Raw genomic sequence first — 15133 nt, 5'->3', positions numbered from 1 at the left:
GACGTTGATGCGGGCATGGTAGCCGGGCTGGCTTGCGCTAGGCCAATCCATGGCTGAAGCTCTGCGTTCTCTGACAAGGAAGTCTGGTCGATGTTGATCCTGCCGCTGCACAAGCCGCTCAATCTGAGCACGTTGCCCTTGGTAACCGTGTTGCTGGTACTGATCAACGTCTACGTGTTCTTCGCCTGGCAGGCTGACGATGAGCAGAAGGTGCAGGCGGCGCAGGACTGGTACCAGCAGTCCGGGCTGGCCGAATACGAGCTGCCAGCCTACGAGAAGCATCTGCGTTTGACTGCGCAGGGCGATGCCTTGGACGAACTGGAATCAATTCCGGCAGAGCAGCGAGGCAGCTACGTTGGCATGGCGACCTTGAGCGATGTCGCTTTCCAGCAGGCGCTGCAGAGCGGTGACTTGTTTGAGTCGGAAGATCAGCAGGTTGCCTGGGCGCCGTTGCGCCGCGAGTACCAGGCGCAGCTGGATCAGGTATTCACCCTGCGACATATCCTGCGCAGTTCGGAATGGTCGCCGCAGCGATTGCTGTCAGCGGCCTTCCTGCACGGCAGCTTGATGCATCTGTTGGGCAACATGCTGTTCCTGGTGGTGCTGGGCCTGTTGCTGGAAGGCGCGCTCGGGGGCTGGCGCTTTCTCGGCCTGTATTTGTTGGGGGCGATGGGCTCCAGTGTGGCCAGCGTGTTGTGGCGCTGGGGCGAAGTTGGCGGCGGGCTTGGCGCATCCGGTGCGATCGCAGCGGTGATGGGGGCGTTCTGCGTGGTCTGGGGTATGCGTCCAGTGCGCTTCTTCTACTGGTTCGGGGTGATCTTCGACTACGTGCGTGCGCCGGCGATCTGGCTGTTGCCGCTGTGGCTGGGTTGGGAGGTGTTCAACCTGCTGACCAATGATGAAGCCGGCATTGGCTTCGACGCGCACGCCGGTGGGCTGATCTGCGGTGCACTGCTGGGTGGCGTTCTTGTGTTGACCAGGCAAACCCGCGAAGCCTATATGGCGGACGACACCGAAGTGTCCGTCAGCGACCAGCGTTGGGAGCAGGCCCAGCACTATATGGGTCGTCTTGAAAATGCGGCTGCTGAGCGCGTATTGAGTGAGTTGGCGGCCGAGCAGCCGCAGCGGCTGGATATTGCGCTGGCGCGCTATCGGGTGGCTGCCAATGCCGGCAAGCGCACCGAGATGCGGGCGCGTGCTGCCGATGTATTGCGGCTGGATGCGGTTGATGCCGCCGCGCTTGCCGCGCAGCAGGACATCGTGAAACAGCTGCTGGGCGATGGCGGAATCGCCGAGCTTGCGCAGCTCGCATTCGAACGCTGCCTCAAGGCCGGCTGGCTGCAGGAGGCTGAAGCGGTATGGGAACAGGCCATTCAATTGCCCGCTGAGATGCAGGCGCAGGGTTGGTTACGGCTGGCCTTGCGACACGGCGAGGCCCATGCCCATGCACAACGAAAGCGTTTGCTGGAGATGCTGCAGCAGCGTTTTTCGGCCACGCCACAAGCTGGCAAGGCCCGGTTCCTGTTGGAGAACGACTAAGCGACCTGTCGTCGCAGTTGCTTTCAGGTTGAGCTGACCTGCAATGCGGTCTTGGCTGCCTCGAGCTTGCGGCGTTGCTCCTCGTCTTCGCAGCGCTGCAGCGCCTGGTCGATCAGTTGCAGTGCTTCGGCGTCGCGGTTGTAGCGTTCGCCCAGCAACAAGGCCGCCTGCAGGGCCCATTGCGGTGCCTCCGGTGCGCGCGGCCATGCCTTGAACATCGCGCGCAAGGTGTCCAGCTGCAGTTGCAGCTGGCCGCCCAGGCGCGCGCGTTCGGCGAGCTGCGCGGCCTGCTGTGGCTCGGCCGGGGTGAAATCCGGGTCAACCTCGAGCATGTCGCGCAGCACGTTCATCGCCTCACGGTCCTGTTTTTCGATCAACAGGCGGTTGATGTACTGGCGGGCGTGGTCACGCAGCGCATCCGATGCGCCTTTGCGACGTAGCAGGCGTTGATACAGTTCATGCACCGGCAGGCTGACCGCGCGCGCGCGCACCGAGCCGCGCAGTGCATCCAGTGCGGCATCCGGTTGTCCTTCGCGTACGAAGTGCTCGGCTTCATCCAGCAATTTCTGGTCCGGGTCATGGCGCGACAATGCGTTGTATGCACCTTCTGGCTCGAAGCCCAGCGCTTCGTGGTACTGGTAGACCAGATAACCGAGCAGATGGAACGCGCTGAACAAGCCCCAGATGCTGAAGAAACTGAGTACCAGCTCGCCAATGATGGGCGGCATGAAGCCGTGCAGCCATTGGCCAGCGGTCAATGCGCTGGCCTGGATGACGAACAGCAGCAGGAAGGCCGCCAGGTAGGGCCAGCCGATGCGGAAGGCGATGGTGATCGAGGTGGCCGGATTGGCGGCGTGACGCAGGCTGCCGTCCATCGCCAGCGAGATGACGCAGCCGGGCTGCAGCAGGACTACTGCGCCGAGGGTCAGCAGGCCGATCACGGGGTTGGTGAAGATCGCCACCGTCACCACGAAGACACCCATCAGTATCATCAGCCCCAATAGCCGGATGACCGAGCCATCACTGCTGTTGAGGGTGTTCTCCGGCGAGGCCATGCGCCCGTTTGCGGTTTCGCGCAGGATCTCGAATGCGTAGCGGTAGATTCCCACCCAGATGACGATGCCAAGCAGCCAGCCAATGGCCGGAAGCCAGGTCAGCAAGGTGCAGAGTGTGAGTGCGATCAGCGAATACAGTGCCGGACCACGCACAGGATAGAGCGTGATCGCAGGCAGTCGTTGCCAGAATGCTTGTGGACGTTGCGCGCTTGCGCTGCGCTTGCGGTCTTCCATGACGTTCCCCTCAGTCAGGCGTCAATTGTGGCCGCAGCGATGGCGGGCCGGCAATGGACCGGCCCGGTTTGGACACTCAGCGCTTGCCGCCGAAGATGCTGCCCAGAATGCCGCGCACGATCTGGTTGCCCAACTTGGTGCCCACAGTGCGGGTGGTCTGCTTGGCCATGGTTTCGATCATGCCCTGACGACGCTTGGTGCCGAAGATGGCGTCCTTGATGCTCTGGCCGAAACCACCTTCCTGTTCTTCGTCCTGCTGGCGGGTGCGGGCGGCAGGTGCCTGCGCCTGCTCGACCGCCTTCTCCGCGCGCTGCGCGAGCAGTTCGGCGGCTGATTCGCGATTGACGGCCGTGTCGTAGCGGGTGCCGACCGGGCTGCCGGCACGCACCTGTGCACGCTCGGCATCGGTGATCGAGCCCATCCGGCAGCGTGGCGGTGCGATCAGGGTCTTCTGCACCGGCGAGGGAATGCCCTTGTCCTGCAGGGTGGACACCAGTGCTTCGCCGGTGCCCAGCTGCGACAAGGTGGCGACCACGTCGAGCTTGGGGTTCTGCACGAAGGTCTCGGCCGCGGTCTTGACCGCCTTCTGGTCACGCGGGGTGAAAGCGCGCAGTGCGTGCTGCACGCGGTTACCGAGCTGGCCAAGGATGTTGCCGGGCACGTCGTCCGGGAACTGCGAGCAGAAATACACGCCCACGCCCTTGGAGCGGATCAATCGCACCACCTGCTCGATACGCTGCACCAGCGCCGGTGGCGCATCGTCGAACAGCAGGTGGGCTTCGTCGAAGATGAAGACCAGCTTGGGTTTCTCCAGATCACCCACTTCCGGCAGCTGCTCGAACAGCTCGGACAGCAGCCACAGCAGGAAGGTGGAATACAGGCGCGGCTTGAGGATCAGCTGGGCGGCGGCGAGGATGCCGACCACACCACGGCCATCGTGGTTGACCCGCATGATGTCGGCCAGCTCCAGTGCCGGCTCGCCGAAGAAGGCTTCGCCGCCGTCCTGCGACAGGCGCAGCAGCGAGCGCTGGATTGCCGCTACCGACTGCGCGCTGACCAGCCCATATTCGGTGGAGATGTCCTTGCGCTCCTCGGCGACCAGACCGAGCAGGGCGCGCAGGTCATCCAGGTCCAGCAACAGCAGGCCACGGTCATCGGCCAGCTTGAAGACGATGTCGAGCACGCCTGACTGGGTGTCGTTGAGTTCGAGGATACGGGCCAGCAGGGTAGGGCCCATTTCGCTGACGGTGGTACGCACCGGGTGCCCGAGCTTGCCGTACAGATCCCAGAACACCACCGGGCTGGCGGCCGGGGCAAAACCGTCCACGCCGATCTCGGCGGCGCGCTGGGCCAGCTTCTCGCCGCCTTCGCCGGCTACTGCAAGGCCGGCCACGTCGCCCTTCACATCGGCCATGAACACCGGCACGCCCAGCCGCGAGAAACCCTCGGCCAGCGTCATCAAGGTCACCGTCTTGCCGGTACCGGTGGCGCCGGCTACCAGGCCGTGGCGGTTGCCGAAGCGCGGGAGCAGGGTGACGGCGATGTCGTCGGTGACGCCTTTGCCGAGCAGGATCGGGTCCATGGAGGCACTCATTGGTGAATGAAGGAAGGATTCTAACGGCCGACTGTATCGCTGCGGTGGCAATGTTGCCCCCAGGTCTGTCTGCCAGCTACCCTGCCTCATCTTTGTCATGCAGTGCTACTGATGCCCGTATCCCTGTTTTCTGCTCGTGCGTGGTCGTTGTTGGTTGCGACCTCGCTGTTGACCGTGGTTCCGGCCGCCCAGGCGATCTCCGCCCGTGACAAGGTCAAGGTGGACGCCATCGAGGCGCGGATGACCGCAGCGGAGAAGCGTTACAGCGATGCCTTGGTGCTGGTTGCCAATGCCGACCCCAAGGGCACCACCGAGGGCGACGCAGCGCTGGAGGACATGGAGGACGTGATCAGTGCCTGCATCGCGCAGAAGGGTTGCCAGGTCAGCAATCTGCTGTCCACCTACAAGCGCTTGCTCAAACAGCGTGCGGACAATAGTGGTGGCGCGGAGGGCGAAGATGGCGGTCCTTTGGAGGCCGATCCGGACCACATCGCGCCGTTGGTGGCTGATGTGCCTGAAGCCGCCCGCGCTGCGGCCCTGCTCAATGATCACCGGCATGCCTTCGATGACATGGTCGAGTACAACCCGGCGATCCAGGCCGGTATTCGCCGTTGGCTCACCGACATGCGTCCCTCGTTGCTGACCAGCTACGAAAACTACATGAATCTGCGTGGCGTCATGTGGCCGGAATGGGAGAAGGACGGCCTGCCTGAAGCGCTGCTGTTCGGCATCATGGCCAAGGAATCCAATGGTCGCGTGCATGCCTCCTCGCGCGTGGGCGCGGCGGGCCTGATGCAGTTCATGCCGGCTACCGGTCGCCGTTTCGGGCTGGGCCCGGATGGCACCGGCTTTGATACCCGCTTTGATCCGCGCAGCGCCGCCAGCGCCAGCGCCGACTACATGAATGAGCGCATGCGCGGGCTCAACAAGAACATCGAGTACGCGCTGGCTGCCTACAACGGCGGCGAAGGCCGTGCCGCGCGCATCTACCGCGAAACCGGCGGCCAGAGCTTCTGGACCGATACCTCGTACAACCAGTTCCCGGGCGAGACCAAGGATTACGTGCCGATGGTGATCGCCGCGGCGTGGATCTTCCTGCACCCACAGCAGTACGGCGTCGAGTTCCCCAAGCTCAACGCGCAGCCGGCGACGATACGCCTGGCCAAATCCACCACCATTTACGAGTTGACCATCTGCCTGGGCAGCACCGGTACCCGCGACGGTTACATGCGTGCGCTGCGCAACCTCAATCCGCGTTACGAGGCCGATGGCTGGATTCCGGGCGGTACCACAATCAATGTCACCACCCGCATTGCTGGCCTGTACAACCGCTATTGCGTCAGTGGCCCGCGCGCCGATCTGGCTCGCGCGCTGATCACGGCAGATCTGAATGCGGCGATCAAACGGCCATCGGCAGCGACGGTTACCGGTAGCGTTGCGGTAGGTGATGTGCAGGCGATGCAGGCCGCGCAGGCCGCTGCACCTGTTGCCGCACCGGCACCACGCCCGACGGCACCGGCGCGACGCGCCGTGCGCAGCTACAAAGTTGCCAGGGGCGACACGCTGGGCGCCATCGCCAACCGCTTCCAATGCGAAGTGCCAGCGCTGGCTCGCGCCAATGGCCTGCGCGCGCCGGCTTATGCCCTCAAGCCAGGGCAAAGCCTGAAGCTGGAAGGCTGCAGTCGTTGAAACAGATAGGGCGCCGAGAGGCGCCCTTCTTGTTTGGTTTTGTAGGAGCGGCGTAAGCCGCGAAGCTGGGATGATTTCAGCGATCAGAGTTTCTGCAATCTGAGGGTCTATCTGCTTCGCGGCTTCCGCCGCTCCCACATTGCTGGGCCGATGCTATCAGCGCAGCTTCGCCAGCGCCTGGCCCAGCTGCACCGGGCTCTCGGCCGTCAGCGATGGATCAAAGTCGGCAACGCCGGGCGGCAGCAGCACGATCACCGTCGAGCCGTAATTGAAGCGTGCCATCTCGGCGAAGCGTTCCAGGGTGATGCCCTTGCCGCGCCAGTCCTTGCGGGTGATGCGGTCGCCGTAGGCGGGGATTTCCTCGCCACTCCACACCGTCTCCACGCCGCTGACCAGCAGCGCGCCGACCATCACCTGCACCATCGGCCCGAAATCGGTGTCGAAGTGGCAGACCAGGCGCTCGTTGCGGGCAAACAGGCGCGGCACATTGGCCACCGCATCGGTGCCAACGCTGAACAGCCGGCCCGGCACATGTACGGTCTCGCGCAGGGTGCCGGTCCAGGGCATGTGCACGCGGTGGTAGTCGCGCGGCGACAGGTACACGGTGGCATACAGGCCATTGTTGAACGGCACGGCGTCGGCGGCGTCGCCCAGTAGCTCGGCGGCGGTGAACGACTGGCCCTTGGCCTGGAAGATGCGGCCATCTTCGATCGGGCCAAGTTGGCTGATGCGGCCGTCGGCCGGCATGGTCAGGGTGCGCGGGTCGGCCGCGGCCACCCGTGCGCCGGGCTTCAGCGCACGGGTGAAGAAGGCGTTGAAGCTGGGGTAGCTGCGCGGATCGGAATTGGCGGCTTCGGCCAGATTGACGTTGAACTTGCTCGATACCGTGTCGATCAGCCAGCGGGAGATGCGCGGGTTCTGCGAATAGGCCAGCGAGCGGGCCATCGACGACAACAGGCGGTGCGGCAATACATAGGTGAGGCTTGTAACCAGACTCATGGTGCGGTTTTCTCGGTGAGCTTCTTCAGGTCGCTGGCAATTGCCTGCGGGTTGAACGGGGGCCGCATCAGGCCGGCCAGCCGGCCCTGCGGGTCAAGCACGGCGATGGTGGCGGAGTGGTCCATGCTGTAGTCGTCCGGGTTCTGCTCGAAGTGCTTGCCCGGTGCTTTCTGGAACACCATGCCCAACGAGGTAGCAAAACGCTCCAGCGACGGCACGTCGGCAGTGGCAGCCAGGGTGTCCTTGTGGAACGCATGGGCGTACTCGCCCAAGCGGTTCGGGGTGTCCCGTTCCGGGTCCACCGAGACCAGTACCACGCGCGGGCGCAGGCTGTCGGGGATGGTTTCCCATTGTTTCTGGGCCTGGGCCAGCTCGGTCAGGGTGGTTGGGCAGACGTCCGGGCACGAGGTGAAGCCCAGGAACACCAGGGTCCAATGGCCGCGCAGCTCACCCGGGATCAGGCGGGTACCGTCGGACTGGGCCAGGTCGAATTCCGGCAGCGTGCGCGGGGTGCCATAGAAAATGATGCTGCTGGTGCCGTCCGTGCCCTTGTTGGAGGGGCCGAAGACCTTCTGCGCCAACAGCAGGCCGAGGCCGGCGGCCAGGGCGATGGCCAGGATGATGCCGGTATTTCGATTGAACATGCGCGCGGGCTTCCGTTCGGATACGGCGGCGGGACGGGAGGTCCGCCGCGGGCGGGATACGGGAGTGTAGGGGATTGCAGGCGTACACCCCGGCCGTTTGGTGGGCGTTTGCACCCCTTTGGAGGGCCATTGCCGAAGTTTCGGCTGCAACTTGGCAATCAATATACCGGCCAGGTGCCTATAATCGCAGACCTTTCAAGTATTTCCGTATTGCCATGACTGCCGAAGCGGCCGCTGAACTCCAAACGATCGTCGATCTGATCCGCTACGGCGCAAGCCGTTTCAATGCTGCTGGCCTGACCTTCGGCCACAGCTATGACAATGCTCTGGACGAGGCGACCCAGCTGACCCTGCACAGCCTGCACCTGCCGCCAGACCTCGGTCCGGCCTACGGCACGGCGCGGGTGCTGCTGGAAGAACGGCAGCAGGTGCTGGCGCTGTTCCAGCGACGCATCGACGAGCGCCAGCCGGCAGCCTACCTGACCGGTGAGGCCTGGTTCGCGGGTTTGAGCTTCAAGAGCGACTCGCGCGCACTGGTGCCGCGCTCGCCGATCGCCGAACTGATCCTCAGCGGCTTCGAACCGTGGCTGGCCGGTCGCGACGTCAACCGCGCGCTGGACCTGTGCACCGGCTCGGGCTGCATCGCCATTGCGATGGGCCATTACTACCCGAACTGGCAGGTGGACGGCAGCGACGTCAACGACGCCGCGCTGTCGCTGGCGGTGGAGAACAAGGAGCGCCTGCTCGCCCACAACGTGGAGCTGGTCAAGAGCGACCTGTTTGCTGGCCTGCAGGGCCGCGTCTACGACCTGATCGTCACCAACCCGCCCTACGTCACCAATGACGAGACCGACGCGCTGCCGAAGGAATACCAGCACGAGCCGGACCTGGCCCTGCGTGCCGGTGACGACGGCCTGGACCTGGTGCTGAAGATCCTGCGCGACGCGCCGGACCATCTGACCGAGGACGGCCTGTTGATCTGCGAAGTAGGCGATTCCGAGCAGCACCTGATCAAGCTGCTGCCGGAGGTCTATATGTCCTGGATCGAGTTCAAGGTCGGGCAGATGGGCATCTTCGCTGTCGAAGCGGCTGAACTGCGCGCGCACCACGCGCGCATCGCCGAGTTGGCTGCAGCACGGGCGTGATGTGCTCTGCTCCTGTTTTGGCTCGTCATCCCCGCGAAGGCGGGGATCGCTCTGGCTCTTGAGCGAGAGTGAATGAAACAACCCGCCGTCTATCTTCTGGCATCGAAGAAACACGGCACGCTCTACATCGGCGTCACCAGCAACCTGGTGGCGCGGACCTGGCAACACCGGCAGCATGTGGTTGAGGGTTTTACCCAGCGTTACAACTTGGACAGGCTGGTCTGGTATGAACTTCACGGGTGCATGGAAGCGGCGATTCTTCGTGAGAAGCAGCTGAAGAAGTGGAACCGGGAGTGGAAGTTGCGGTTGGTGGAAGAGGTGAATCCCGAGTGGCGGGATTTGTGGGAAGAGATAGTTGGGTAGGGTTTTGGTTTGGGTTTGGCTTTGGCTTCGGGCCCTTGCTTTTGAAGCCGTCATTCCCGCGAAGGCGGGAATCGCTCTGGCTCTGGCTCCGTCCTTTGCTTGGTTGGTATGAGGGAAAAGCAAGAGCAAGAGCAAGAGCGATTCCCGCCTTCGCGGGAATGACGGCATCAAGGCAACTGCAAGAGCAAGAGCAAGAGCGATTCCCGCCTTCGCGGGAATGACGGCATCAAGGCAACCGCAAGAGCACAACGGCATTGAATACATTCGGACAACTCCTCCGCGTCACTACCTTCGGTGAATCCCACGGGCCGGCCATCGGCTGCGTGATCGATGGTTGCCCGCCCGGTCTGGAAATCAGCCCCGAAGAATTCGCCCACGACCTGCAGCGCCGTGCCACCGGCAAGAGCCGCCACACTTCCGCGCGGCGTGAGGCCGACGAAGTCGAGATCCTGTCCGGGGTCTATGAAGGCCGCACCACCGGTACGCCGATCGCGCTGCTGATCCGCAACACCGATCAGCGCAGCAAGGACTACAGCAACATCGCCCAGCAGTTCCGTCCGGGCCATGCCGATTACAGCTATTGGCAGAAGTACGGCATCCGTGACCCGCGCGGTGGCGGCCGCTCCTCGGCGCGCGAAACCACCATGCGCGTGGCCGCTGGCGTGGTCGCCAAGAAGTGGCTGCTGCAGCGTTTTGGCGTCAGCGTGCGCGGCTACCTGTCGCAGCTCGGCGAGATCACCCCGGCCGGTTTCGACTGGAGCGCGGTCGAAGACAATCCCTTCTTCTGGCCCGATGCCAGCCAGGTGCCGGAACTGGAAGCCTATATGGATGCGCTGCGCAAGTCCGGTGATTCGGTCGGTGCGCGCGTCACCGTGGTCGCCGACGGCGTGCCGCCGGGTTGGGGCGAGCCGATCTACGGCAAGCTCGATGGCGATATCGCCGCCGCGCTGATGAGCATCAATGCGGTCAAGGGCGTGGAGATCGGCGACGGTTTTGCCAGCGCCGCGCAGAAGGGCACCGAGCACCGTGACCTGATCACCCCGCAGGGCTTCCAGTCCAACCATGCCGGCGGCATCCTCGGTGGTATCTCCACCGGCCAGCAGATCGTCGCCTCGATGGTGCTCAAGCCCACCTCCAGCCTGCGTCTGCCCGGTGCCACCGTGGATACGGCAGGCAACGCGGTGGAGGTCATCACCACCGGCCGCCACGATCCCTGCGTCGGCATCCGTGCCACGCCCATCGCCGAGGCGATGCTGGCGCTGGTGCTGATGGACCAGGCCATGCGTCACCGTGGCCAATGCGGCGATGTCGGCGACATGAGTCCGCGCATTCCCGGTCAGCTCGATGGCTGAGCAACGGCCCCGCGTCTGGGTATCGCAGCCCCTGTTCGACGATACCGTCGCGCAGCTGGCGGCGTACTGCGACGTGGTTGCCACGGACGCGGTCACCAAGCACGACAGTGCAAGCCTCAGTGCGAGTCTGGCCGGCATGGATGGCGTCCTGCTCACTCTCAATGAGCGCATCGGTGCCGCCGAAATCGCCAATGCGCCTGCGTTGAAGATGATCGCCAACGTTGGCGTTGGCTATAACAACCTCGATATTCCTGCGCTTAGCGCTGCTGGCATCCTTGCCAGCAACACGCCTGACGTACTCACGGAAACCACCGCCGATCTTGGCTTCTCGCTGTTGATGGCGGCCGCCCGCCGTATCGTCGAGTCTGACCGCTGGTTGCGCGACGGCAAGTGGGGGCAGTGGTCATTCACCACCATGCTCGGCGCCGATCTGCATGGCACCACTCTGGGCATCCTCGGCATGGGTCGTATCGGCCAGGCCATTGCCCGTCGCGGTCACCATGGCTTCGGCATGAAGGTGCTGTACCACAACCGTTCGCAGCTGCCTGCCGAGCAGGAGCAGGCGGTCGGCGCCAGTTATGTCGGTTTCGACGAGCTGCTGGCCAGCGTTGATCATTTGCTGCTGGTGCTGCCATATACGGCGCAGAACCACCACATCATCAATGCTGCCGCGCTGGCGAAGATGAAGCCGACCGCTACGCTGGTGAACATCGCCCGCGGCGGCATCGTTGATGAGCTGGCCTTGGTCGATGCTTTGGCCAATGGTCGCCTGGCCTCGGCCGCGCTCGACGTCTATGAGAACGAGCCGAACGTGCGCCCAGAACTGCTGGCGCTGGATAACATCGTGCTGACCCCGCATATCGGTAGCGCATCGCTGGCCACGCGTCGGGCGATGGTGCAGGTGGCGGTGGACAACCTGCTGGCTGGCCTGGGCATTGGCCCGGACGCGGGCAAGCCGGTCAATGGCATCAATATCGAACTGCTGAACAACGGCACCGCGCGCATTGCCGTGGCCGGCAAAAAAATCGACGACAAAAAACGATAGGGAGCCTCGGCAGCCGTGCGCTGGAGGTTCCCCGAACCTGGCTCGATGTGTGTCTACCCCCTCCAATATCTCGAGTATCCCCATGAGCAATGAAGCCCGTCGTTTCCACGTAGCCGTTGTTGGCGCCACCGGCGCTGTCGGCCAGACCATGCTGTCCATCCTCGCCGAGCGTAATTTCCCGATCAGCAAGCTGACCCTGCTTGCCTCCGAGCGTTCGGCTGGCCAGCAGGTCGACTTTGAAGGCCAGAAGATCACCATCCAGGACCTGGCCACGTTCGACCCGACCGGCGTCGAGATCGCCCTGTTCTCGGCCGGTGGTGGTATTTCCAAGGAATTCGCGCCCAAGTTCGCCGCTGCTGGCGCCGTGGTGATCGATAACTCGTCGACCTTCCGTTACGACGACGACGTGCCGCTGGTGGTGTCCGAGGTCAACCCGGAAGCGGCCAAGAACCGTCCGCGCGGCATCATCGCCAACCCGAACTGCTCGACCATGCAGCTGATGCCGGTGCTGGCACCGATCCACCGCGAGTACGGCATCGAGCGCATCAACATCGCCACCTACCAGTCGGTGTCCGGCGCTGGCCAGACCGGCATGGAAGAGCTGGGCAAGCAGACCGCACAGCTGCTGGGTTTCCAGGAAATCGAGCCGAAGAAGTTCCCGATGCAGATCGCCTTCAACCTGATCCCGCATATCGACGAGTTCCTCGACAACGGCTTCACCAAGGAAGAAATGAAGCTGGTCTGGGAAACCCGCAAGATCCTCGGCGATGACAGCATCCTGGTGAACCCCACCGCGGTACGCGTGCCGGTGTTCTACGGCCACTCCGAGGCGGTCAACATCGAGACGAAGAAGAAGATCACCACCGAGCAGGCGCGCGAACTGCTGGCCGCCGCGCCGGGCGTGAAGGTGGTGGACGAACGCAAGGCTGGCGGCTATCCGACCCCGGTCACCCATGCTTCGGGCACCGATCCGGTCTATGTCGGCCGCATTCGCGAGGACATCTCGCACCCGCGTGGTTTGAACATGTGGGTGGTGGCCGACAACATCCGCAAGGGCGCCGCACTCAACGCGGTGCAGGTCGCCGAACTGGTCGCCAACGGCGGCTGATGCCCCCAACGACGCCGGCGTGAAGCCGGCGTCGTTGCTTATAGGCGGTACAGCGGTGTTCGAAAGGCGGGTCAGCCGTTATATTGGCCGCCATGAAACCAAGGGGCGGGGGCGCGATGCGCTCAATACAAGGTGTGCTGGTTCTCGGCCTGGCGCTGTTCAGTAGCACAGCAATGGCATTGGGGCTGGGCAATATCCGCGTCCTGTCCAAGCCGGGGCAGCCCTTGCTGGCTGAAATACCGGTCATTACCAGCGATCCGGGCGAGCTCGACAACGCCAAGGCGGGGCTGGCATCAGCGGCCACCTTCGAGCGCGTGGGTCTTGCTGCGCCGACCGGACTGGTAGGAGAACTGCAGTTCCAGTTTGCGCAGGACCGTGACGGCCGCGCGGTGATCCGTGTCACCAGCGCCGCGCCGGTGCAGGTTGCGTCGGTGGGTTTCCTGATCGAGGTCGATTGGGGCCAGGGCCGGTTGGTGCGCGAATACTCGGCCCTGGTGTCCGCACCCGAGGCCGCAACTGCGGTGGCCGAACCGGTGATCGAAGCGCCGGCTGCGGCGCAATCAAATCTGATCGTGCGTACCCCCGAGCCGCTGTCTGAGTTGCCGGCACCTGCCGCGCCGGTAGCAGTGCCTGCACCGGCTCAGCCGGTTGCTGCGACGCAAGCATCGCGCCCCGCAGCGGCGCCAGCGATGAGCAGCGAAGGCCAGCTTGCCACCGTGCAGCGTGGCCAGAGCCTGTCGCAGATCGCCCGCGAGTTGTCGCGTGAGAGCGGCGCGTCCTTGAACCAGACCATGGTCGCGCTGATGCGCGCCAATCCGGAAGCCTTCATCCGCGGCAACATCAACCTGCTCAAGCAGGGTGCGGTGCTGCGTACCCCTGCGCAGGAAGAGCTGGCGCGGGTGGATGCATCCGAAGCGCGCGCCATCGTTCGTGACCAGGCCGCGCAGTGGCGGCAGGCACGAGCGCCGATTCCGCAGCCGGCAGTTGCCGATGCAGCGGTGGCACCGGCCAAGGTCGCCGCGCCGGCATCGGCGGGCGCAGGCCCCAGTGGCGCACGCCTGGAAATCGCCCCGGCCGTGGCCGGTGCACAACAGACTGCTGGAATGACGACCGGACTCGATGCCGGTGGCGAGGGTGACATGTTGGCCAACGAACAGCTGCAGCAAGCCAAGGAAGAGCTGGCAACGCGTGATGCGGAGCTGCAGGAGCTGCGCGATCGCGTCGGCGAACTTGAGAAGCTGCAGAAGCAGCAGCAATCGCTGATTGCGATGAAGGATTCTGATCTGGCTGCTGCCCAGCAGCAGTTGGGTGAGGCGGCCAAGCGCGATGGCGGCGGCTCGTTTGCTTGGGTCTGGTTGGGGCTGGCGCTGCTGGTGCTGGGGGCGTTGGCTTGGGTGCTGGGCCGTCGGCGCAAGCCGCTGCCGGCCGCCCCGCGCGCGGATTTCGCAGCGGGAGACCTGGCCGCAGCGATGCCGGTGATGGGCGCCGCTGCTGCGCAGCAGTCGTCGCATACAGCGGAAGTGGACGAATTCGATCCGCAGGAAGAGCTGGATGTACAGCCGCTGCCTGTCGCTGCGGAAGTACAGCCTGAACCCTACGAAGAACCGATGCCGGCATGGCTGAAGTCCAGCCCGCCCGCACGCGTGGAGCCGGTGCTGCCGGTGGCTGCGCCAGCAGCCGCGCACAAGCCGGTGCTGCTGTTTGAAGCCTCGCGGAACTTTGATGTCATCGCCGAGCCTGCGCCAGTGCAGCCCGAGCCAGCCGCGGCTGACGAGGCCGATTGGCTGGCTGGTGACGTGGCTGCGGTTACGGTTGCGCCGTTGACCCCGGCACCCGCAGGCCGTGAGCGGCTGGAGTTGGCCATCGCCTATCTGGATCTGGGCGATGCCGAGACTGCTCGCACCCTGCTCAACGAAGTTGCTGCCAGCGCTGACCCGCAGGCGCGCGGCGAAGCGCTGGAATTACTTGGCCGCATGGCCTGACGGAGAACTGCAATGAAGCGCGAACGGCGGATTGATTACGTGGAATTCGCCTCGCGCGACCCTGCGGCGAGTCGTGTTTTCTTCGAGCAGGTATTCGGCTGGACCTTTGAAGACTACGGCCCGGATTACACTGCTTTTGATGACGGTGAGCTACAGGGAGGTTTTTTCCGTGGCGCACCAGCGACCACCAGCGTGGGTGCGCCGCTGCTGGTGCTGTATGCCGCACAACTGGGCCCGCTGGCTGCGGAAATCGCAGTGCAGGGCGGTGAAGTGGTCAAGCCGATCTTCACCTTTCCCGGTGGTCGCCGTTTCCAGTTCCTGGAGCCGGGCGGCAACGAACTGGCTGTGTGGTCCGAACGCGACAGCGACTGAGTTGCGCGCAAG

At 64.3% G+C, this 15133-nt stretch carries 13 protein-coding genes; 9 read left to right on the top strand and 4 right to left on the bottom strand.

The window, feature by feature from the left end:
• Window positions 1-90: 90 nt before the first annotated feature.
• The gene (locus ACVOLL_RS16815; RefSeq protein ID WP_481513928.1) at window positions 91-1539 is read left to right on the top strand and encodes a rhomboid family intramembrane serine protease; all 1449 of its coding nucleotides are present in this window, start codon (window positions 91-93) and stop codon (window positions 1537-1539) included.
• A 23-nt stretch (window positions 1540-1562) separates the two neighbouring features.
• Here ACVOLL_RS16815 and ACVOLL_RS16810 read toward each other — a convergent pair whose 3' ends face one another.
• Together ACVOLL_RS16810 and ACVOLL_RS16805 are read right to left on the bottom strand one after the other, a co-directional pair.
• A complete protein-coding gene (locus ACVOLL_RS16810) occupies window positions 1563-2828 on the bottom strand; it encodes a tetratricopeptide repeat protein (RefSeq protein WP_481513927.1) in 1266 nt (421 codons plus the stop codon).
• Between the two features lie 76 nt (window positions 2829-2904).
• The gene (locus tag ACVOLL_RS16805; RefSeq protein ID WP_481513926.1) at window positions 2905-4410 is read right to left on the bottom strand and encodes a helicase HerA-like domain-containing protein; all 1506 of its coding nucleotides are present in this window, start codon (window positions 4408-4410) and stop codon (window positions 2905-2907) included.
• A gap of 123 nt (window positions 4411-4533) precedes the next feature.
• Here ACVOLL_RS16805 and ACVOLL_RS16800 point away from each other — a divergent pair, with 123 nt between their 5' ends.
• Window positions 4534-6111: a transglycosylase SLT domain-containing protein gene (locus ACVOLL_RS16800; protein WP_481513925.1), complete on the top strand. Its 1578-nt coding sequence runs from the start codon at window positions 4534-4536 to the stop codon at window positions 6109-6111.
• Window positions 6112-6267: 156 nt separating this feature from the next.
• Here the strand turns inward: ACVOLL_RS16800 and asd are convergent, their stop codons facing one another.
• Window positions 6268-7110 (bottom strand): archaetidylserine decarboxylase, encoded by an 843-nt coding sequence (gene asd, locus ACVOLL_RS16795; RefSeq protein ID WP_481513924.1) that lies wholly within the window; start codon window positions 7108-7110, stop codon window positions 6268-6270.
• Entirely contained in the window at window positions 7107-7754 is a 648-nt protein-coding gene (locus ACVOLL_RS16790; protein WP_481513923.1) for an SCO family protein, read from the bottom strand. Before ACVOLL_RS16790 ends, asd begins: the two co-directional genes overlap by 4 nt.
• 215 nt (window positions 7755-7969) lie before the next feature.
• On the opposite strand from ACVOLL_RS16790, the gene prmB reads away from it, so the two are divergent.
• The 7 genes from prmB to ACVOLL_RS16755 all read left to right on the top strand — a co-directional run bounded on the left by prmB (window position 7970) and on the right by ACVOLL_RS16755 (window position 15121).
• The gene (gene prmB, locus ACVOLL_RS16785) at window positions 7970-8899 is read left to right on the top strand and encodes a 50S ribosomal protein L3 N(5)-glutamine methyltransferase (protein ID WP_296246048.1); all 930 of its coding nucleotides are present in this window, start codon (window positions 7970-7972) and stop codon (window positions 8897-8899) included.
• A gap of 72 nt (window positions 8900-8971) precedes the next feature.
• Window positions 8972-9262, top strand: coding sequence for a GIY-YIG nuclease family protein (locus ACVOLL_RS16780; protein WP_481513922.1), 291 nt, complete (start codon window positions 8972-8974; stop codon window positions 9260-9262).
• A 254-nt stretch (window positions 9263-9516) separates the two neighbouring features.
• Complete coding sequence (aroC, locus tag ACVOLL_RS16775; RefSeq protein ID WP_481513921.1) at window positions 9517-10614, top strand: chorismate synthase; 1098 nt, start codon at window positions 9517-9519, stop codon at window positions 10612-10614.
• On the top strand, window positions 10607-11659 hold the full coding sequence (locus ACVOLL_RS16770) for a 2-hydroxyacid dehydrogenase (protein WP_481513920.1): 1053 nt from the start codon (window positions 10607-10609) through the stop codon (window positions 11657-11659). The genes aroC and ACVOLL_RS16770 overlap by 8 nt, the downstream gene beginning before the upstream one ends.
• A gap of 82 nt (window positions 11660-11741) precedes the next feature.
• A complete protein-coding gene (locus ACVOLL_RS16765) occupies window positions 11742-12767 on the top strand; it encodes an aspartate-semialdehyde dehydrogenase (RefSeq protein ID WP_481513919.1) in 1026 nt (341 codons plus the stop codon).
• Between the two features lie 116 nt (window positions 12768-12883).
• Window positions 12884-14749: a type IV pilus assembly protein FimV gene (locus ACVOLL_RS16760; RefSeq protein ID WP_481513918.1), complete on the top strand. Its 1866-nt coding sequence runs from the start codon at window positions 12884-12886 to the stop codon at window positions 14747-14749.
• 12 nt (window positions 14750-14761) lie between these two features.
• A complete protein-coding gene (locus ACVOLL_RS16755; protein ID WP_481513917.1) occupies window positions 14762-15121 on the top strand; it encodes a VOC family protein in 360 nt (119 codons plus the stop codon).
• The last annotated feature ends 12 nt before the right edge of the window (window positions 15122-15133 follow it).

The sequence above is a fragment of the Stenotrophomonas sp. STEN035 genome (assembly GCF_056759935.1).
This window is presented reverse-complemented; position numbering and strand designations above follow the sequence as displayed.